This is a genomic window from Fusibacter sp. 3D3 (assembly GCF_001748365.1).
Taxonomy (GTDB): domain Bacteria; phylum Bacillota; class Clostridia; order Peptostreptococcales; family Acidaminobacteraceae; genus Fusibacter_A.
In genome coordinates, this window is the sequence record NZ_BDHH01000005.1 from 118,146 (window position 1) to 139,821 (window position 21,676).

Here is a 21,676-nt window from a genome sequence, read left to right on the forward strand (position 1 = left end):
GATTATTAGATTTACGACAACAATGTATTGGATTTGTAATACAAACAGCTATATCAATTTAGTTAACCGAGTGCTATAGTAAGATATGAGGCGATGGAATAATATGCGCATTATATTTTAATATGGTAAAAAATCAAAAAGATGAAAAAACATAGTTTGGTATAATAAATTTGCATTTAACATTTTGAACTCAATAGTAAAGTTGCGGTCAGATTGCTAATTTTTATCATTACTTTTCCGCCCGATACGGAGCAGAGCGGTTTAATTTGTGGAAATCGGTTACACGCGGAAGAGCAAGGATTGTCACTAATTGACTTGATAGTGATACATAACCTCATAAGTTGCTAACAAAAGTCGGTTTGAGATTTCAAGCCATCTCATAATTTTTCAGAGTATAAATCAAAATGTATTATGAATACAAATGAAGTAGGAGGTTTTAAATGACAAGAAAAAAATGGAGAAATAAGGTGGTTTCATTGTCGACCACGCTTATCCTGCTGGTAACAATGATTCCTGTATTATCATTTGCTGGACCAAGTGATATTCAAAAACATTGGGCACAAACGACACTTGAAGAGTGGACAACAAGTGGATTTGCTAGTGGCTATCCAGATGGTACATTCAGACCAGATGAGATGATTACTAGAGCTGAATTTATGACTTTAGTAAACAAAGTATTTTATTTTACACAAGAGAATTCGATTAACTTTAGTGATGTATCTGTTTCGGATTGGTACTACAGTTCGGTAAAAAAAGCTGTAGCAGCAGGTTATATTAAGGGGTATCCAGATAACACTATGGGCCCAAATCGATCTATTACGAGACAAGAAGCAGCAATCATTATTGCTAAAGTAAAAGGATTAGAATTGACTTCGCTGAATATTAACAACTTTAGCGATGCGTCATCAATAGCGAATTGGAGTAGAAGTTATGTTGGTGCTGTTGTCAATGCAGGGCTAATGAGCGGTTATCCAGATGGGACTTTTAGACCAACGGATATTATTAAAAGAGCAGAAGCTCTTGTGGCATTAAACAATGCAATGTCAGCTTCTTATACAGCATATGATGCGTCTGGTATCTATGGACCGGCAACAGGCATAGAAAATGTCGCGAACACGGTTATTATTAAAAGTGATGGCGTAACGCTACAGAACATGCATATAACAGGCGATCTGATCATATCAGAAGCAGTGGGTACTGGCAGCGTAACATTAAATAATGTCACTGTAGATGGTGCAACATATGTCAGAGGTGGTGGTGTGAATAGTATTTACATCAATGGCGGTAAATATAATAAAGTTATCGTTCAAAAAACTTCTAGTGGCAATGTACGTATTGTTGCAAAAAATATAAATGATCTGGAAGTTGTGATTTCTGAAAGTGCTGCAGGTCAGACAGTTGTATTAGAAGGCACTTTTAAGAAAGTACAGATCAATGCACCTAATGTGACTGTAAAAACGCAAGGGGAAACCACAATTGACGAAATGACGATATCAAGCACAGCGATCGGCGCAAAAGTTGATTTAGGTGTGAACACAGTCGTTAAAATGATGAAAATAAACACAAAGATTCACATAACAGGCAAAGGTAAAATCATAAAAGCAGAGGTCAGCGTAGATGGTGTGACTTTTGAAACACAGCCAACAGACGGTGTTGTAAGAGTTGATTTCAATACACCGGTAACGCCTTCAACACCGAGCAGCGGTGGTGGTAGCAGTGGCGGAAGTGGTGGCAATGATGGTGATGACACCGTTAATGTTAGTGGTGTCAGCGTTTTACCAACAACTATGGGACTTGTCGTAGGGGGGAGTACTGGAACAGTTACTGCAACAGTGAGCCCTACTAATGCAACGAACAAATCTTTAACATGGACTTCTAGTAATCTCTCAGTGGCAACTGTGGTCAACGGTGTTGTTACACCAGTTGCTGTAGGCACAACAAATGTTGTCGCTACATCAGTGGCGAATACAAGTATGTCAGCGATCTGTGTGGTAACAGTGACCGAGCAGGCAGCAATACCAACTGCAGTAACATTGGCAGTTGGGAGTTTGAATCCAGTTGGAGGCGTTAACAATGTCGTCATCCCAGCAGCGAACGGAACCGATACGACTGGTTTTATAGCAGGTTGGGCAGCAGGAACGGCTGACAAAATCAAGTTCACAGTGACTAATGGTGGCTTAGCAACATCTAGCATCACAATTAATGGAACGCCATATACAAGTGGAGCAGACTATACTGTGCTCTCTACATCAAGTGCATCTATAGTTGTGACAACGAGTGAAACTGGTAAAACAACTGTGGTAAGAACTTTTATCGTCAGCGTTACTTCAGCGCCAGCAGTTTTAGCAACTGCTCCTAGTGCAGTAACCTTAGCAAAGGGCGGCAGTGAAGACTCGGTTGGAAACATTACAAATGTATCGATTCCAGCAGAGGGTGCAACAGACAACACAGGTGCTATTGTAGATTGGGTAGCAGCAACAGCAGACAAAATCAAATTTACAGTAACGAATGTCGGTTTAGCAACATCGAACATCACAATTAATGGAACGCCATATACGAGTGGCGCAGACTATAAAGTGCTTTCTACATCAAATGTGACTGTAGTTGTGACAACCACCGAAACTGGCAAAATTACAGCAACAAGAACCTTCATTATAAGTGTCTCACCAGCAGCTTTGGCGACTTCGCCAAGTGCGATCACACTTGCAGTTGGTAGCGCAAATCCAGTTGGTGCCGTTACAGACGTGGCGATTCCAGTGGCTGGTGGCACAGATAACACAGGTGCAGTTACCGATTGGTCATATATGAATGCGGATAGAATAAAGTTTACGGTGACAAACGCACCTTCTACATCATCTACAATTCAGATTAATGGTTCAGACTATACAAGTGGCGTGGATCATGTAATTGCAACAAGCACATCAGCACTAACCGTAGTGGTTACAACAACAGAAACTGGAAAAACGCCTGCAATTAGAACTTTTAATATTTCAGTGACTGAAAATCCAGTTCAGGCAACTACTCCAAGTGCGATTACCTTAGCCGTTGGCAGTATGAATCCAGTAGGAGGCGTTACAAACGTAGCAATTCCAGCAGCTGGTGGTACAGATACAACAGGTGCAATAACAGGTTGGGTGACGGGTACAAATGATAAAATCAAATTTACCGTTACAGCAAGTGGAAGTGGAAGTGAAACTACAAATATTCAGATCAATGGCGTTAATTACTACAGTGGTGTGGATTATACGGTAGCTTCAATCTCTAATCTTTCAATTGTTACTGTTACCAGAGAAAATGGTAAAGCAACAGTCGTAAGAAACTTCACGATAACTGTATCACCATGATTTTGAAGGTAGCGAGTAAAAATTTCTAATTAAAGATTTATTTTAAGGATTAAACCTCCGATTGTATTTTTCAGTCGGAGGTTTTTTTATGTGCCAAAAGAGACAATAATAGTTTGATAATAAAAAAATACAATGGTGAACCCGAAGTGATTTTTTATAAATAATGGGTATAAGGAACTATTATGATACTCATATTATCTCGTGGGTGGATAAAAAACAATATAACAAGGAGGTCTTTTAATGAAGAAGAAAAAACGGGGGAACAAATTAATTGCGTTATTGACGACATTGATTTTGTTGGCAACCATGATTCCAGTTGTATCTTTTGCAGGTCCAAATGATATAACTGGACACTGGGCTGAAAATGAAATCAAGGCATGGTTAGCGAGTGGTTTGGCAAGTGGTTATCCAGACAACACATTTAAACCCGACGCTAACATTAGCAGAGCTGAGTTTATGGCTTTGGTTAATAAAGCATTTTATTTTACTCAAGGCAGAGCAATTGATTTTAAGGACGTAAAAGCATCAGATTGGTATTATGATGCTGTGGCAAGGGCTATATCAGCTGGCTATATCAGTGGTTATCCAGATAAGACCATCGCACCGAATAACCCTATTACGAGACAAGAAGCCGCTATTATGATCGCCAAGGCTAGAGGACTAACCTTGAACTCACAATCCGTAAGTGGTTTTTCTGATGTTTCTAGTATTGCTGATTGGAGTAAAGCGTATGTAGGCGCTGTCGTTACAGCGGGTTATATGAAGGGCTATCCAGATGGCACTTTTAGACCTAATGATATTATCAGAAGAGGCGAAGCTGTTGTGGCGCTTAATAATACACTAGCAGAAGCTCATGTTGTCTATGATCAAGCGGGTACATATGGACCTGCAACAGGATTAGAAACGATAGAGAACAATGTCGTTATCAAAGCAGATGGCGTAATACTTCAGAATTTACACATAACGGGCAATTTGATTGTCTCAGAAGAAGTGGGTTCTGGAGATGTTACATTAAACAATTTAACAGTAGATGGCGAAACGTTTATTAGAGGTGGTGGGGCGAACAGTATTCACATTAATGGGGGTCAATATAAAAGCGTCACAGTCCAAAAGACTTCCAGTGGAAAGGTCCGTGTGGTTGCCACTAATGTAGATGGCCTTAAGGTTGTTATTTCTGAAAATGCAGCAGGTCAAGGCGTTGTGTTAGAAGGTAGTTTCGAGAGCGTTCAAGTAAATGCATCAGAAGTTGCAGTCTCAACCCAGGGTGAAACCACTATTGGAGAGATGACTGTTTCGGCTTCAGCAAAAAATTCTAATATAAACTTAGGTGAAAATACGGTTGTAACAAAAATGAAGATTGACTCAGAGATAAGGATCACAGGAAAAGGGACTATAACTTCGGCAGAAGTTAGTGTTGAAAATGTTACTTTTGAAACAGCACCAAAAGAGGTGGTTGAAGTGACACCTGGAACGCCTTCTACACCAGCGACACCAAGTGGTAGTGGTAGCAGTGGTGGTGGCAGCAGTGGTGGCGATGATAGTCCCACTGTAAGTGTGACTGGCGTTGTTGTTTCGCCAACGACGATGGCTTTAACTGTCGGTGGTAGTACAGGCACTGTAACAGCCGCAGTGACGCCAACCAATGCGACGAATCAATCTGTTACTTGGTCATCCAGTGATACTGGTGTTGCAACCGTCTCAGGCGGCGTGGTGACACCTGTTGCTCCAGGAACGACCAATGTCATTGCAACTTCTGTATCGAACACGACTTTATCTGCAATTTGTGTGGTGACGGTTACAGCAGCGTCAAGTACGCCAGCCGTAAGCAGTGTTACCACAACAAAAGATACGTTTACAGTAACTTTTAATCAAAATTTTACATCTATTACAATGCCAAATACGATTGTATTTGGGGCTACAACTTATTCTTTTGATGTTTTTAACAATGTGGATTCTAGTCGTTTTGGACATTATGGGTTAATCAGTCAGACTTCTAATTCTGTGACCATGGCGATACTTGGCAATTTTGGTGATTTAAACACTTATAATTGTAATTTTAAACTCTATACAGGGGACCCTCTCAATCCTACTGTTATAGCTCAAAGCAATGTGTTTAATTTCGGAAATTGGGCGGATCATGACTCAGATGTTAGCGCATTTATGTATGATAAAGACCAAATTTGGGTCACAGTTGAAGACCAGGAGATATCAACGTTGCTTGAAAATTTAAGTGCAGATGATATCCAATTATTTGATGGTGCGGGTAATCTCATCACTATCAACTTCCAAGTGGGCTCTGACTATGATAGCAATTTACCTGATCATGAATTCTTATTAACACCAATCACAGGTACCTTTGAGGGTGTTTATAAAGTAAGATTTGCCAAAACAGGTTATAATCCAGACAATGAAATGTTTACAGTTTCAGCAGCACCTGCAGTAGATGCTACAACCCCAAGTGCCATCACACTTGAAGTTGGTAAAGATAATCCAGTAGGTGGTGTCACAAATGTGTCAATTCCAGTTGCAGGGGGAACAGATACAACAGGTGCAGTTAATGATTGGTCCTTTATGAATGCTGATAGAATCAAATTTACGGTTACAGATGTCAATCCTGCGGCTTCAGTGATTACAATTAACAGCAGCCCACACACAAGTGGTGCGGATTACGTGATTGGAACTTCAGTTTCATCCTTAACGGTTGTCGTTACAACGACTGAAACAGGCAAGACAACAGTAACAAGAACCTTTATGATATCAGTTGCAGAAAATGCAGTTCAGGCAACATCGCCAAGTGCCATTACACTTGCAGTTGGCAGTCCAAATCCAGTGGGTGGTGTCACCAACGTTTCAATTCCAGTAGCTGGAGGAACAGATACAACGGGGGCTGTAACCGGATGGGTCGCAACAACAGCCTCTGCAATTAAAATTACAGTTACGGATTCTGGTTCTGCCGTATCGATGATCCGGATTAATGATTCACCTTATACAAGTGGCGCAGATTATGATATTCTTACAACAACACCTCTTGCTGTGGTAGTGGTTACTCGGGAATTGGGTAAGGCAACTGTGGTGAGAAACTTCACAATTTCTGTTTCAGAATAAAGCGCTAAAGTCAAAGATTTAGTTGAAAATTTCCAGTATAGTACAAGGCCTTCAATTGTCCATTTAGACAATTGAAGGTTTTTGTTTTATATAATCCTTGGGAAGATGTCCCCCGCTTTTCAAAGTGGGGGTTCATATTCCTAATTCAGAAACTCCCACTGAATGCAATCCGATAGGATTGTGCAAGTGTTACGAAGGTAGCGAAGCGGACTGAGTATACGCTTTGATTCCTTGGGAAGATGTCCCCCGCTTTTCAAAGTGGGGGTTCATCTTCCTAATTCAGAAACGCCCACTGAATGCAATCCGATAGGATTGTGCAAGTGTTACGAAGGTAGCGTAGTGGACTGAGTATGTACCAGAAAATCTTGAAATAAAATGTGGATTTTGGTTACGAAGGTAGCACAGTGAGCTGAGTATACGCTTTGATTTAGTCTTCAATGAGCTTTGGCTTAAAATATGGTATACTCATATAAAAGAGATAGGGTTAGGGTGTCAAATCCAAAAGTTGAGCAACCCTCTACCCTATGATGTAAAATTAGAGATGAGTGAGGTGCAAGATGAAACTAAAAGTATTGGTAGATAATAATACGTATATTGATGCCTACTACTGCGGAGAACCGGCAGTATCTTATTATATTGAGGATGAAGGGATAAAATTACTATTGGATGTTGGCTATTCCGATTTATTTTTAAAGAATGCAGAGGCATTTGGCATCGATTTAAATGAGATTGAGTCCATTGTCATTTCGCATGGACATGATGATCATACCAGAGGTTTAAAGTTCTTTTTTGAATGCGAAAAAAGGGAAGCAGTGACCGTTATTGCGCATCCAGATGCTTTCAATGAAAAATCTTTTGAAGGCTTGAAGATCTGCTCGCCAATACTCAAGCAAGAACTCAGTGAGAAATGTAATCTTATCCTGTCACAGAAGCCCATTAAAGTGAGTCCAAACATCACTTTTTTAGGTGAAATTCCACAGACGAATCATTTTGAAAAGAGTCAATGCATTGGGACACAAATAGTGGATGGCAATTCATTCGATGACTATGTGCTCGATGATACAGCACTTGTTTATAAAAGTGCCCAAGGTATATTCATTATCACAGGGTGTTCCCATAGCGGCATTTGTAATATTATAGAATATGCCAAAAATGTAACCGAAGACAATAGAGTGCTCGGTGTGATAGGTGGGTTTCACTTATTTGAGGTGAATGAACAAGTACAAGGCACCATCCGTTATTTGAAGCGCAATAATATTGAGCATTTATACCCTTGTCACTGTACGTCGTTTGCTGTAAAATCAGAAATTCATAAGTTCATCCCTGTGCGAGAAGTGGGAGTGGGGTTAGAGCTAAATTGGTAAAGCGCAATCAAAGCGTATACTCAGTCCGCTACGCTACCTTCGTAACCCTTACGCAATCCGTTAGGATTGCATTCAGTGGGAGTTTCTGAATTAGGAATATGAACCCCCACTTTGAGAAGTGGAGGACATCTCCCCAAGGGTTATACTATTGCCCCTGTCTCAATGATTCCGGTCAGCGCCCTTGCATTGCTGCGGATAACCTGCATCATTGAGATGGGGGCTGTTGTGTGAGAAAGAATTTATGATCAATAATCTACATAGAACGGTGCTTTTAATATCACATGCCAATATGTCAATAAAATATTTTATTGTAAGATCTTGGTCCTAAAAACCACAAAAGCCCCAATCCCCATGCGACAGGTCATCCGCAGCGTAGCGAGGACGCTGGCCTATAGCATGGGGATTGGGGCTTAATTGTAAACAAAAATCCACAAAGTTTAATTGAGAATTGAAATCTGTTATAATAATAGGGAACGATTTTTAGGAGGATTGAAATGTCAAAAAGGGAAACACTTAATTTGGTTTCTGTAGAGGAACTGTTAAATAAAAATGATGAAGTGATTCGTAATATTAGAGAGATCAACGATCAATTTCATAGAGAAGAAGGTAAGCAGAAGAAGGCTATTATAGTCACCTACGGTTGTCAGATGAATGAGCATGACTCTGAAAAACTAGATGCCATGATTCAAGATATGGGCTATAGCGTCGTCAAGAAGATCGATCAAGCGGATTTGGTCATTTTCAATACGTGCTGTGTCCGTGAAAATGCAGAGTTTAAAGTTTATGGCAACTTAGGACGCATCAAACATTTAAAAGAAACGAAAAAGGACTTAGTCCTAGCGGTTTGTGGCTGTATGATGCAGCAACCGCATGTGGTTGAAGCTATCAAGAAACAATATAAATACGTGGATCTCGTATTTGGAACGCATAATCTTCATAACTTCCCATCGCTCCTTGAAGAAACGCTTTCCTCTCATAAACAAGTGGTTGAAGTGTGGGCAAATGAAGGGGATGTGATAGAGGGGCTTGCCATAAATCGCAAAAAAGACATCAAAGCTTATGTCAATATCATGTATGGATGTGACAATTTTTGTGCGTATTGCATCGTACCCTATACAAGAGGTCGAGAGCGTTCTAGAGTGCCAGAAGATATTCTTGATGAAATAAAAGGGCTTGTTGATGGTGGCGTGAAAGAGGTTATCTTACTGGGCCAAAACGTAAACTCCTATGGCAAAACGCTTGAAAGTCCAATGGATTTTGCAGACTTAATGAGAAAAGTAAACGATATCGAAGGGATTGAGCGCATTCGCTTTATGACCTCACATCCTAAAGATATCTCCGATAAATTGCTAGAAACCATGGCTGAATGCGAGCATATTTGCGAGTATTTACATTTGCCAATTCAAGCAGGCAGTAATCGGATCTTAAAAGCGATGAATCGTAAGTATACGAGAGAACAGTATCTTGGAATTGTAGATAAAGCTCGAAAATTGATGCCAGAGGTGTCTATTTCCACTGATTTAATCATTGGTTTTCCTGGTGAGACAAAAGAAGACTTCGAAGAGACGTTATCTTTAATGAAAGAAGTCAAATTCGATTCAGCGTTCACCTATATTTACTCTAAGCGTACGGGGACACCAGCAGCGTTGATAGAACCTCAGATCGATGAAGCCGAAAAACACCGCCGAATGACGGAACTGCTAGAAATGTTTAACCCGATGGTTAATGAAAAAATTAAAAGTTACCAAGATGAAATCCTAGAAGTTCTTGTGGAAGGCGCTTCTAAATCAACAGATCAGATTTTAATGGGTAGAACGCGTCAACATGTTACGGTTAACTTTGAGGGCGATCTTTCACTCACGGGTAAGCTTGTGAGAGTCAAAGCGACTCAGCCAAGGCGATTTTCAATATTTGGCGAACTCGTTGAAGTGATCAGATAACGGATAAACAAAGTGCAAAAGCAAGCAGGCGAGTAAAAAGCATAATTTAAAACATCTGTAGAACGTGAGTAGGGGGCGCAACACATGAGCACAATCAATAAAGAGAAATTGACGCCAATGATGCGTCAATATTTTGAAATCAAAGAACAATATGAAGACTACATTTTATTTTATCGCTTAGGCGATTTTTATGAAATGTTTTTTGACGATGCTGTCGTTGCATCAAAAGCACTTGAAATTACTTTGACAGGCAGAAACTGTGGCCTTGAAGAACGCGCGCCATTATGTGGGATTCCTTATCATGCAATGGACGTCTATCTCAAAAAGCTTGTTGAAAAAGGGTTTAAAGTAGCCATATGCGAACAAGTAGAGGACCCTGCACTTGCAAAGGGGATTGTCAAAAGAGAAGTCATCAGAGTTATAACACCTGGAACGGTCATTGATCCAGACATGCTTGATGCCACAGAAAATAACTATATTGCTGCTATTTCGGTTAATGACCAGAAATTTGGGCTCGCTTATTGTGATATCACCACAGGGACTTTTAAAACAACAGAAATATTAGAAGTAGAACGTCTTATTGACGAAATCCTAAAAATAGAGCCCAGTGAGATCATCATTAATATACAAACTGGAATTGACAAGGCCCTTGAGAAGGCATTGATCGATCAAGATATGATCTTATCACCTTATTATGCACACGCATTTGGCGATGAAAACGCGCATAAAGTCATTTCAAGGATCTTTAAAGTATTTTCAGTGGAAAGTATAGGTCTGAATGATTTTCCCGTGGCACTTTCGGCCACAGGTGCATTGCTTTCCTATATTGAGGAAACGGCGAAGACGCCTTTAAATCATCTTCATAAAATCGAAATTTATCACGATTCCAATTTTATGATTTTAGATAAATACACGCGCCGCAACTTGGAACTGGTGGAAACCATGAGAAGCAAGGAGAAAAAAGGGTCTTTGCTCTGGGTTTTGGATAAGACCGCAACCGCTATGGGCGCAAGGAAATTAAAGGCGTGGATAGAAGAGCCCTTAATTCAAATTGAAGCCATTAAAATGAGACATCAAACCGTTGCGGTTTTAGTGGAAGACTTATTGCTTAGAAGTGATTTAAGAGAATATATGAAGCAAATTTATGATCTTGAACGCTTAACCAGTAAACTCGTCTATGGCAATATCAATCCGAGGGATCTCGTAGCCCTTAAAAATTCACTCTTTGTTATACCTGAAATCAAGATAAGACTTGAAGCCATGGAAGAAGGCCTCCTGAAGACGATCTATGATGATATAGATAGCCTTGAAGACATTTATCAGTTGATTGAAGGTGCCATCGTAGAGGAGCCGCCATACACCTTAAAAGATGGTGGTGTGATAAAGACGACATACAACGCAGAACTTGAAAAGCTTAGAGATGCGGTACTCAACGGGAAACAGTGGATTTTAGATATCGAAAATAAGGAAAAAGAAAGAACAGGCATTAAGACACTCAAAATCGGTTTTAATAAAGTGTTCGGTTACTATATTGAAATTTCAAGAGGGAGTGCAAAACTTGCTCCAGAACATTACATTAGAAAGCAGACACTTGCAAATGCGGAAAGGTATATCACACCAGAGCTCAAAGAGATCGAAGAAACCGTTTTGCATGCGGAAGAAAAGATCGGGAGACTTGAGAGTGAACTTTTCAGTGCGCTTAAACAAGAAATTATGGTCGAGATCAAGCGCATTCAGAAGACCGCGTATGCTGTGGCATCACTGGATGCACTGGTATCCTTTGCAGAGGTCAGCTATCGCTATGGCTATGTGATGCCCAAAATATCTAAAAAGCAAGTGATCAACATCAAAAATGGACGTCATCCTGTAATCGAGCGCATCTTTAACGATGAATTGTTCATCCCAAATGATACCCTACTCGATCAAGATGCACATCAGTTTTATATTATTACGGGTCCTAATATGGCGGGTAAATCTACTTACTTAAGACAAGTTGCGTTGATCACCTTGATGGCTCAAATCGGTTGTTTTGTACCAGCGGATAAAGCTGAGATCGGTATCGTGGATCGCATTTTCACAAGAGTTGGCGCTTCAGATGACCTCTCACAAGGTCAGAGTACTTTTATGGTGGAGATGAATGAACTTGCAAACATACTCAACAATGCATCTCCAAGAGCCTTGATCATACTAGATGAAATTGGTAGAGGCACAAGTACTTATGATGGTCTCAGCATCGCATGGAGCGTAGTGGAGTATATTTCAAAGCTCAAGACGAAGGCTTTGTTTGCCACACATTATCACGAACTGACGGAACTTGAAGGCAAGCTTCATGGTGTCTGTAACTTTAGAATATCGGTTAAAGAAGCAAAAGATGATATTTTATTCCTCCGAAAAATTGAACGCGGTGGCGCAAATCAAAGTTTTGGGATACAAGTGGCCAAGCTCGCTGGCGTACCAAAACCCGTGATTGAGAGGGCAAAAGAAATTTTAGCCAAACTGGAAGTCAATGATATCAACAACAATATTCATAATTTGAATGCTGTCGATAGGACAAGTGATTTTAAAGACGATTCAAATGTTAATACAAAAGATGGTCATAATGGCGACTCAAAAGAGGGTCAAATAGAGGTGAGAGCACAACTAAGTCCCCTGAAAAGTGCTTATGCAATAGATGAGGCTCTGTTTAAATACCTTGAAAATATAGACGTTGAGCAACTAACGCCTATAGAGTCCATGAATACACTCTATCAAATCGTCCATCAGTTTAAAAACAGGAAGTGATCAAATGAATAAATCGAATACAAATCGAATATTGAGACTCGATGAAATAACCTCTAGTAAAATTGCAGCCGGAGAAGTGGTAGAGAAACCCGCAATGGTGGTCAAAGAACTGGTTGAAAATGCGGTGGATGCCGGTGCCACTGAAATCATAGTGGATATCAAAAAAGGCGGCAAAAAGCTCATAAGAGTTGTGGACAACGGCAGTGGCATACATCGCGATGATGTAGACTTGATGTTTGAAAGGCATGCCACGAGCAAAATCCGTAAAATTGACGATCTCTATAGGACTTTATCGCTGGGCTTTAGAGGTGAGGCACTTGCAAGCATTTGTGCAGTTGCAAATGTGGAAGTAATCACCATGCAAGAAAATGACGATTACGGCATCAAAGTAGAAGCTTCTGGTGGCGCAATCATCGGGAAGAGTGAAATGGGCGCTAAGCGTGGCACAAGCGTCGTGGTCAGAGATTTGTTTTACAATACGCCAGCGCGTTTAAAATTCTTAAAAAGTGATTCTGTCGAAACCAAGCATATTACTGAGATCATGGGCAATTTGGCTCTATCTCATCCAGAGATTGCGTTTAAATATACTACAGATGATCAAATGGTGTTCAAAACACCTGGTGATGAAAAACTTGAAAATACGATTTTTTCAATTTATGATCGCATGTTGATCAAGCATCTATTTGAGATTAAAGATGAATTTGACTTCTTAAAACTGAAGGGCTATATCTCCACTTTTGACTACACCAAGGGCACAAGACAGCAACAAATTGTTTTCGTAAATGGTCGATATGTTAAGAGTGATGTGATTAAGGATGCCATTAATTTGGCGTATAAACCTTACTTAATGCATAATCGATACCCTGTTTGTTTTCTATTTCTTGAGATTGATCCAGATAAAATTGATGTCAACATACATCCGGCTAAGACAGAAATCAAATTTCATGACGATGGCGTTTTAAAGCAATTTATCTATACGGCTCTTAAAAAGGCATTCAATCTGCAAAATCAAGTACCTGAGGTGAGTTTGAAAAGAACTGAAACGCATGACGCGATGGACTCTCTTGGTGATATTGAGTCTATCAGTGATATTGAGCCTATTGATGATATTGAGTATCTTGGTAGTCTTGAGCCTCCCGTTGCCCAAAAACGTGAACAAAACGTGTATAAAGAGTCCACAAACGCGACATATTTATCCTCTGAAAAAGGGCCAAACGAAAAGACGGAGGAGGCTTTTATTTCAAAGGAATCCACGCATGAGCATGCTTATCAAGCAATTGATTTTTCAAAAGTTTCGCTTGAACCACTTATCGAATTTGCAGATGAAATTCGTTTTTTTGATAAGCCGGTACAGACGGCATCCATCTATGATGAGCTTAATTACATTGGGACGTTTATAGATGCTTACTTGCTCTATGAAAAAAGCAATCAGCTCTATTTAATCGATCAACATGCAGCACACGAAAAAATTCTGTATGAACGCTTTGTGGATGCCTATAAGCGTGGTAAGATGATTTCTCAAGGCTTATTGCTTCCCGAAATTATAGAACTGGATCATTTGAGCATGCATGAATTTAATGCATATCAGGCCTACTTCAATCGATTGGGATATGAAGTTTCTATCTTTGGAGATAAGAGCATCATTGTCAGAGCAATTCCGAATATGTTTAACGTTGAAACAGCCAGTGCTATACTCGTTGAAATCATGGAAGGCTTATCACATAAAATGGATGACCTTGTGCTTGAAAAACTCATGAGTAGAGCGTGTAAATCAGCAGTAAAAGCATATGACAAGCTGTCCAACTTAGAAATAGAGTCTTTATTGACACAATTAAAAGGTCTTAATGAGCCTTATACTTGTCCACATGGGAGACCGATCATGATCAGTTTTAGCAAATCAGAGATTGAGAAAAAATTTAAGCGTATTCTTTAAAAAAGTAATAGACTCAAGGTTGAAGTTTGTACATTAAAAATATATGATATAGGTATTGAATTGAATTTTGAGAGGAGAATGAATTTTAATCGCCGAAAGTAAAGGTGATTACGTGAATTTAAAGTCGATTAAAATGGATTCAACTTATAGGGGTAGGAGAAATCATGAAAAAAATATTGGTGATAGTGGGGCCGACAGCTGTTGGCAAGACAGATATCTCAATTGAGGTGGCTAAAGCGCTTGATACTGAAATTATTTCATGTGATTCAGTGCAGCTTTATAAAAAACTTAACATTGGATCAGCAAAGCCCACAGATGCGGAAATGCAGGGGATCAAACATCATCTCATTGATTTCATTGAACCGAATCAGAATTATTCAGTCAGTGAATACAAGCGAGATGCAAAGGCCATTATTTCAAAACTGCATGCTGAGGGCAAAATACCAGTTATCACAGGCGGGACAGGCCTCTATGTGAATGCATTGCTCTACGAAATGCATTTTGGCGAAAATGCATCAGATGAAAATTACAGGCAATCACTTGAAAAAAAGGCTGAACTTGAAGGCAATAATGCTTTACATGAATTATTGAAACAGGTGGATTTAAATGCTGCAGAGAAGATCCATCCCAATAATCTGAGACGTGTTATTAGAGCACTTGAAATCCATAAAGTGACTGGAAAAACCGTTGGCGATTTTACTTTGGACCCTGTCAGAACGGAAGATTATGAAGTAATTTTGATTGGACTGACGAGAAATCGCCTAAAGCTCTACGCACGCATCAATCAGCGTGTGGACATGATGCTTGAAGCTGGTCTTATAGAGGAAGTGAAAACTCTAAAAAAATTAGGATTGGATGATAGTTTTCAATCCATGCAGGGTATAGGATACAAAGAGGTGCTCGCATATTTAAATGGTCTTTACGACTTAGATACCATGATTTCTCTACTCAAACAAAATTCCCGAAGATATGCCAAGAGGCAAATGACGTGGTTTAAACGTTATGAGGATATTAGGTGGATCGACCTAGAGGCGTTCTCATCAAAAGAGGCAGTGGTAAAGACGATTTTATCAACCATATGAAACTATAGAATAGAAGGAGGGGGAACCATGAAGAGTGCTATTAATTTACAAGATGTTTTTTTGAACCAATGTAGAAAAGATCAGACTCACATTACCATTTTTTTAATCAGTGGCTATCAAATAAGAGGTTTAGTTAAAGGCTTTGACAGCTATACGATCGTTTTGGATAGCGAAGGTAAACAACAAATGATCTATAAACATGCAATTTCGACCATAATTCCAGCAAAAACAGTTAATTTTCAAGCTTAATCATTAAAAGTATAGGGTCTAATAGGGGCGGGTTTAGATGGATAAGCGAAATTCAAGCTTAAACATTTGAGAACGCCCTTAATTTATGAACTTCAGCATTTTTTTAAGCAAAATGGGACGTATTTATTAATTTTTATGAACAAATGACAAAAGTAGAACTCTGTTATTGTTATTCAAAGGGTTACACTATATAATGTTTATGATAAGAATTTTAGAAAGGTTGGTTTAATTATGGTAGAAAATTTGACGATTAATGCGATAAGAGTTTTGTCAGCGGAGGCAATTCAAGCTGCAAATTCCGGTCACCCTGGACTTCCACTTGGAGCAGCACCGATGGCATATACTTTATGGGCAAAAGCATTAAAACACAGTCCAAGCAATCCTCATTGGCACAATAGAGATCGATTTGTACTCTCAGCAGGTCATGGCTCAATGCTGATGTATTCCTTATTACATTTATTTAACTACGGTCTTCCTATGGATGAACTCAAGAACTTTAGACAATTTAACAGCTTGACACCTGGACATCCAGAATTCGGGCATACTGCAGGTGTTGAAATTTCGACGGGTCCTTTAGGTCAAGGCATTGCCAATGCTGTTGGTTTTGCAATGGCAGAAGCACATCTTGCTGCTAAGTTTAATAGACCGGGTTTTGAAGTGGTAGATCATTACACCTATGCGATTTCAGGTGACGGTTGTTTAATGGAGGGTATCTCTTCAGAAGCCGCATCACTTGCAGGCACATTGAAACTCGGCAAACTTGTACTCATGTATGATTCCAATAAAATTTCGATTGAAGGCAGTACTGAAATCGCTTTCACGGAAGATGTGGCGAAGCGATTTGAGGCTATGCATTGGCATGTTCAAATCGTTGAGGATGGTAATGACACGATTGCAATCGAAAAGGCAATTAATGCGGCTAAAGCAGAACTTGAAAAACCATCAATCATCATTGTTAAGACGATTATCGGCTATGGTTGTCCTTCAAAACAAGGCTCTCATAAGGTTCATGGCTCTCCACTTGGCGGTGACGGCATTTCAGAGATGAAAACATTCTTGAATTGGCCTTGTGAAAATGCTTTTGAGGTTCCAGCAGAAGTAACGGATCATATGGCAGAACTTACAAAAGAGCTCTCTAAATCTGAGACAACTTGGAATACACTTTTTGAAAATTATAAAAAAGAATTTCCTGAACTCGCGAGCGAGTATGAGCTTTGGATGAGTGGTGCCACACCTAATGATTACCTCGAATCAGAGGCGTTTTGGGCATATAATGAAACAACTGCTTCAAGAAGTTCTTCTGGTAAGGTGCTCAACAATTTAGCGGATAGAGTGCCTAACTTATTTGGTGGATCCGCAGATTTATCGCCTTCAAATAATTCAGATATGAAGAATAGAGAAAGTTTCTTTGCAACCCATTATGCGGGATCAAATTTACATTTTGGTGTTAGAGAACATGCGATGACCGCGATTTGTAATGGGATTCAAGCGCATGGTGGCTTAAAATCTTATGCGGCAACTTTCTTCGTATTTTCAGATTATATGAAGCCTGCCATTAGACTTGCGGCATTGATGGGACTTCCTGTGACTTATATTTTGACACATGATAGTATCGGTGTTGGGGAAGATGGTCCTACGCACCAACCCATTGAGCAACTTGCTATGCTCAGATCAATTCCAAATTTAAATGTGATCAGACCAGCGGATGCAAGAGAAGTCAGTGCGGCATGGTACACTGCAATGAAGAGTACAAAGACCCCTACGGCACTTATTCTATCAAGACAAAACTTACCAGCACTCGAAGGTTCTTCTAAAGAAGCCCTAAGAGGTGCCTATGTTATTTCTAAAGAAGAAAAAGAAGCTCAAGTGGTTTTAATTGCCACAGGTTCGGAAGTATCACTTTGTATTGAAGCGCAGTCTAAATTAAAAGCAGAAGGCATTGATTCGAGAGTAGTCTCTATGCCATGTCAAGAATTGTTTGATGCGGCGCCAAAATCATATCAAGCAGAAGTGCTTTTAAAAGGGGTTCCAAAGCTTGCGGTTGAAGCTGCCACCACTTTTGGATGGCATAAATATGCATGTGATGTCATCGGGATGGAGGGCTTTGGTCTATCAGCACCAGGGGATGTCCTATTTGAAGCTTTTGGTTTTACGAGTGAAAACATTGTGACGCGTGCAAAAGCATTAATTTCTAAATAAGTCTTTACAGATCTTTTGAGATCTATTATAATTTGAATATCTCAAAACTGGCGGAGTCAGTGGAAAACCACGAGGGATTGAGAGTATTATAATGATTAGCCGACCGCCTGGGCGCTTACAGCCTAGGTGTGTCGGTTTTTGTATGCAAAAAATCAGCACCTTGGTAAGTTTATTATAAAAGGAGCGCTGAGCAATGAAAGCAGATAAAATGAATGAAGCATCATTGAGGATTGAGTATGAGGGCTTTGCTGACGGCAATTGGACCCAAGAGGTAGATGTTAGAGATTTTATAATGCAGAACATCACCCCTTATACTGGAGATGAAAGCTTTTTAGAAGGCTGTACGGAACGCACTTTAAATGTATTGGAAACCGTTGAAAAGCTTCTAGAATTGGAAGCCAGTCGAGAGGGTGTTTTAGACATCGATGTGGATCGTGTTTCCTCTCTTTTGAGTTATGAACCCGGTTATATTCAAAAGGAAAAGGAGATCATCGTAGGGCTGCAAACAGATGAACCCTTAAAAAGAGGCGTTAATCCCTTTGGCGGTATTCGAATGGCAACTCAAGCGTGTGAAGCCTATGGCAAAAGCCTTTCATCAGAAGTCATATCACAATTTGACTATAAAACCACGCATAATGAAGGCGTGTTTAGAGTCTATACAGAAGAAATGAAAACGCTTAGGCGCAGTGGTGTGATCACTGGACTTCCAGATGCTTATGGACGTGGTCGGATTATTGGGGATTATAGAAGGATTGCACTCTATGGGATTGACTACCTCATCGCACAAAAAACAGCCGATAAAAAGTGTTATGCACAAAGGCCAATGACAGAAGAAAATATCAGACAAGTAGAAGAGCTGTATAAGCAAATCGATTTTTTAAAGAAACTGATTGAGATGGCAAAGGCGTATGGCCACGACATTAGAAAACCCGCAAAGAATACAAGAGAAGCGGTTCAATGGCTATATTATGGTTACCTTGCTGCAATAAAAGAGCAAAATGGTGCCGCTATGTCCCTTGGGCGGGTAAGTTCTTTTATTGACATCTATGCGGAGAGAGATTTGAGAAATGGCCTTTACTCTGAAATTCAGATTCAAGAGATTATAGATGATTTTGTCATCAAATTGAGATTGGCAAGACAGCTTAGAACGCCAGATTACAATCAACTTTTTGCGGGAGATCCGCTTTGGATAACAGAAGCACTTGGTGGTATCCGTGTTGATGGACAATCACTTGTGACCAAAAACTCTTTTAGATTTTTGCATACACTCACTAATCTCGGGCCAGCACCTGAGCCCAATATGACTGTTTTATGGTCCGAACAATTGCCTGAGGCCTTTAAAAAATATTGTGCGAAACTCAGCATCTTAACAGATGCCATTCAATACGAAAACGATGACATCATGAGACCTGTTTACGGGGATGATTACGGCATCGCGTGCTGTGTGTCGGCCATGAAGCTCGGGAAAGAGATGCAATTTTTTGGTGCCAGATGTAACCTGGCCAAGACATTACTCATGGCACTAAATGGTGGGCACGATGAAAATAATTTTGAGCTTATAGGGCCAAAAGATACGGTTATGAATGATAAAATTTTGGATTTTGATAAAGTATGGCAACGGTTTGATCACTATTTAGAATGGATTTGTGAGCAATATGTGAATACCCTTAATATCATTCACTTTATGCATGATAAATACGCTTATGAAAAAACGCAGATGGCGCTTCACGATACCGAGGTGCATCGTTTCATGGCGTGCGGGATAGCGGGTCTTTCAGTGGTGGCGGATTCTTTATCGGCGATTAAGTACGCAATGGTAAAACCTGTTTTAAACGCACATGGTTTCATTGAAGACTTTATCACAGAAGGTGCGTTTCCTTGTTATGGCAATGACGATGATCGCGTGGATGCCATAGCCGTCAAGCTGACGGAAAGTTTCATAGAAAAATTGAGAAAGCATCCCACCTATAGAAATGCGACGCATAGTTTGTCGGTTTTAACCATAACTTCAAATGTCGTATATGGTAAAAAAACGGGCAGTACACCCGATGGTAGAAAAAAAGGGGAACCTTTCGCACCTGGAGCAAACCCAATGCACAATCGAGATCAGAAAGGGGCACTTGCTTCACTGAACTCGGTCGCTAAAATACCTTATGAGGCTTGTCGAGATGGTATATCGTGTACGTTTTCCATAACGCCATCCTCTTTAGGCACGATTTTTGAACTTCAAAAATCCAATTTAGTAAATATCCTTGATGGGTACTTCTATCAGAGGGCACATCATTTAAATGTAAATGTTTTGGATCGCAATAAGCTGATTGAGGCAATGCAAAATCCAGGATTGTATCCGAATCTTACGATTAGGGTATCTGGATATGCGGTTCATTTTCATAGGTTGAGCAGGGCACAACAGCTGGAAGTTATCAATAGAACTTTTCATAAGAGTCTTTGAGGAGGGGTTAATGAATTTAAAAAGGCATGGCCCTATGACACCTGCATTAAATGTATTTCATATAGAAAGTATGGGCACTTTGGATGGACCAGGCATCAGGACCGTCATCTTTTTAAAAGGGTGTCCACTGAGATGCCACTACTGTCATAATCCTGAATCTTGGCAAGACCAGACTGAAAATTGGATGCAACAAGATGAACTGATGGCTTTGATCATGAAAATGAAACCTTATTATAAAAATGGCGGTGGCGTTACCTTTTCAGGTGGCGAACCGCTTTTACAGGCTAGAAAATTAGAGCCTTTATGCAAGCGCTTAAAGGCGGAAGGGATTCATGTGGCGCTTGATACATCAGGTTGTATCCTTAATCAGGACGTAAAAGTATTGCTTGAAGTGGTAGACCTTATTATTTTAGATGTCAAACATGCAGAATCAGAAGCTTATACGGCACTAACGGGTGGAGCACTTTCAAAAACGCTTGAGTTCTTAGAGTTCATTAAAGCCATTCATAAGCCCTATTGGATAAGGCAAGTCATTGTGCCAGATTATAATGATCAAAAATCTCTTGTTTTAAAACTGGAATGCCTTACAAAATCCACGTATAGACAAAAGCTTGAGCTGCTTGCATTTCATAATACGGGTATGGGAAAGTGGCAATGGAATTCTCCTTTCTGGAACCGACCTTCCTTATCTGAAAAAATACTTGTAGAATTACAGGAAATGATCCAAAAAAATGTTTAGAACTGTTAGGAAGTGGATATTATATTCATAGTCAAGGTTTTGGCTAAATCCAAGACAAATATCATAAGGAGATTGGCTATGAATGATTCTAATGTAAAAGAACTGGTGTGTAATTTGTGCCCAGTTCACTGCAACATGTCCATTGAATACTCCAAATGGGGAGAACAAATTAAGAATGTGTACGGTAGTCGATGTAGTCGTGGGTATGAATACATAAAAAACTATAAGTTTGATCAACAATGTATGTTACCCACAAGTGTAAGGTTAAGAGGATTCAGAGTAGAAAGGTTGCCTGTGAACTCAGATGCCCCCCTTCCTAAGACAATTGTTTCAGACGCCATGAATGTCATTAAAACACTTGAAATTGAATTACCTGTAAAATCAGGAGAAATAATCGTCGAAAATATTTTAAATACGGGCGTCAATATTGTCGCTACAAAATCAATGTTCTAATTTTTTTTTAAGAAATGTCTTTTGGTCACACAAAA

At 39.8% G+C, this 21,676-nt stretch carries 12 protein-coding genes and 1 riboswitch; all 12 genes read left to right on the plus strand.

What is annotated here, in order from left to right; genetic code table 11:
- The first annotated feature begins 440 nt into the window (after positions 1-440).
- Positions 441-3,344 carry an S-layer homology domain-containing protein gene (locus F3D3_RS07830; protein ID WP_069872759.1) on the plus strand — a complete coding sequence of 968 codons (2,904 nt, stop codon included), beginning with the start codon at positions 441-443 and terminating at the stop codon, positions 3,342-3,344.
- A gap of 240 nt (positions 3,345-3,584) precedes the next feature.
- A complete protein-coding gene (locus F3D3_RS07835) occupies positions 3,585-6,449 on the plus strand; it encodes an S-layer homology domain-containing protein (RefSeq protein ID WP_069872761.1) in 2,865 nt (954 codons plus the stop codon).
- 557 nt (positions 6,450-7,006) lie between these two features.
- On the plus strand, positions 7,007-7,813 hold the full coding sequence (locus F3D3_RS07840; protein WP_069872763.1) for an MBL fold metallo-hydrolase: 807 nt from the start codon (positions 7,007-7,009) through the stop codon (positions 7,811-7,813).
- A 494-nt stretch (positions 7,814-8,307) separates the two neighbouring features.
- The gene (miaB, locus tag F3D3_RS07845; RefSeq protein ID WP_069872764.1) at positions 8,308-9,753 is read left to right on the plus strand and encodes a tRNA (N6-isopentenyl adenosine(37)-C2)-methylthiotransferase MiaB; all 1,446 of its coding nucleotides are present in this window, start codon (positions 8,308-8,310) and stop codon (positions 9,751-9,753) included.
- A gap of 84 nt (positions 9,754-9,837) precedes the next feature.
- On the plus strand, positions 9,838-12,534 hold the full coding sequence (gene mutS / locus F3D3_RS07850) for a DNA mismatch repair protein MutS (RefSeq protein WP_242877104.1): 2,697 nt from the start codon (positions 9,838-9,840) through the stop codon (positions 12,532-12,534).
- Between the two features lie 4 nt (positions 12,535-12,538).
- The gene (mutL, locus tag F3D3_RS07855) at positions 12,539-14,467 is read left to right on the plus strand and encodes a DNA mismatch repair endonuclease MutL (RefSeq protein WP_069872766.1); all 1,929 of its coding nucleotides are present in this window, start codon (positions 12,539-12,541) and stop codon (positions 14,465-14,467) included.
- Between the two features lie 164 nt (positions 14,468-14,631).
- Entirely contained in the window at positions 14,632-15,549 is a 918-nt protein-coding gene (miaA, locus tag F3D3_RS07860; RefSeq protein ID WP_069872769.1) for a tRNA (adenosine(37)-N6)-dimethylallyltransferase MiaA, read from the plus strand.
- A 27-nt stretch (positions 15,550-15,576) separates the two neighbouring features.
- On the plus strand, positions 15,577-15,798 hold the full coding sequence (gene hfq / locus F3D3_RS07865) for an RNA chaperone Hfq (protein WP_069872771.1): 222 nt from the start codon (positions 15,577-15,579) through the stop codon (positions 15,796-15,798).
- Positions 15,799-16,029: 231 nt separating this feature from the next.
- On the plus strand, positions 16,030-17,997 hold the full coding sequence (gene tkt / locus F3D3_RS07870; RefSeq protein WP_069872772.1) for a transketolase: 1,968 nt from the start codon (positions 16,030-16,032) through the stop codon (positions 17,995-17,997).
- Positions 17,998-18,030: 33 nt separating this feature from the next.
- Positions 18,031-18,117, plus strand: a riboswitch (ZMP/ZTP riboswitch).
- Between the two features lie 73 nt (positions 18,118-18,190).
- Entirely contained in the window at positions 18,191-20,449 is a 2,259-nt protein-coding gene (gene pflB, locus F3D3_RS07875; protein ID WP_242877105.1) for a formate C-acetyltransferase, read from the plus strand.
- Positions 20,450-20,459: 10 nt separating this feature from the next.
- The gene (locus tag F3D3_RS07880) at positions 20,460-21,188 is read left to right on the plus strand and encodes a radical SAM protein (protein WP_084388898.1); all 729 of its coding nucleotides are present in this window, start codon (positions 20,460-20,462) and stop codon (positions 21,186-21,188) included.
- 78 nt (positions 21,189-21,266) lie between these two features.
- Entirely contained in the window at positions 21,267-21,641 is a 375-nt protein-coding gene (locus tag F3D3_RS07885) for a DUF1667 domain-containing protein (RefSeq protein ID WP_069872774.1), read from the plus strand.
- Positions 21,642-21,676: the final 35 nt, after the last annotated feature.

Coding starts and splice junctions, on each gene's coding strand:
- tkt (WP_069872772.1), top strand. CDS start 16,030: ATGGTAGAAAATTTGACGATTAATGCGATAAGAGTTTTGTCAGCGGAG.
- F3D3_RS07835 (WP_069872761.1), top strand. CDS start 3,585: ATGAAGAAGAAAAAACGGGGGAACAAATTAATTGCGTTATTGACGACA.
- hfq (WP_069872771.1), top strand. CDS start 15,577: ATGAAGAGTGCTATTAATTTACAAGATGTTTTTTTGAACCAATGTAGA.
- mutS (WP_242877104.1), top strand. CDS start 9,838: ATGAGCACAATCAATAAAGAGAAATTGACGCCAATGATGCGTCAATAT.
- pflB (WP_242877105.1), top strand. CDS start 18,191: ATGAAAGCAGATAAAATGAATGAAGCATCATTGAGGATTGAGTATGAG.
- F3D3_RS07840 (WP_069872763.1), top strand. CDS start 7,007: ATGAAACTAAAAGTATTGGTAGATAATAATACGTATATTGATGCCTAC.
- mutL (WP_069872766.1), top strand. CDS start 12,539: ATGAATAAATCGAATACAAATCGAATATTGAGACTCGATGAAATAACC.
- F3D3_RS07880 (WP_084388898.1), top strand. CDS start 20,460: ATGAATTTAAAAAGGCATGGCCCTATGACACCTGCATTAAATGTATTT.
- miaA (WP_069872769.1), top strand. CDS start 14,632: ATGAAAAAAATATTGGTGATAGTGGGGCCGACAGCTGTTGGCAAGACA.
- F3D3_RS07830 (WP_069872759.1), top strand. CDS start 441: ATGACAAGAAAAAAATGGAGAAATAAGGTGGTTTCATTGTCGACCACG.
- F3D3_RS07885 (WP_069872774.1), top strand. CDS start 21,267: ATGAATGATTCTAATGTAAAAGAACTGGTGTGTAATTTGTGCCCAGTT.
- miaB (WP_069872764.1), top strand. CDS start 8,308: ATGTCAAAAAGGGAAACACTTAATTTGGTTTCTGTAGAGGAACTGTTA.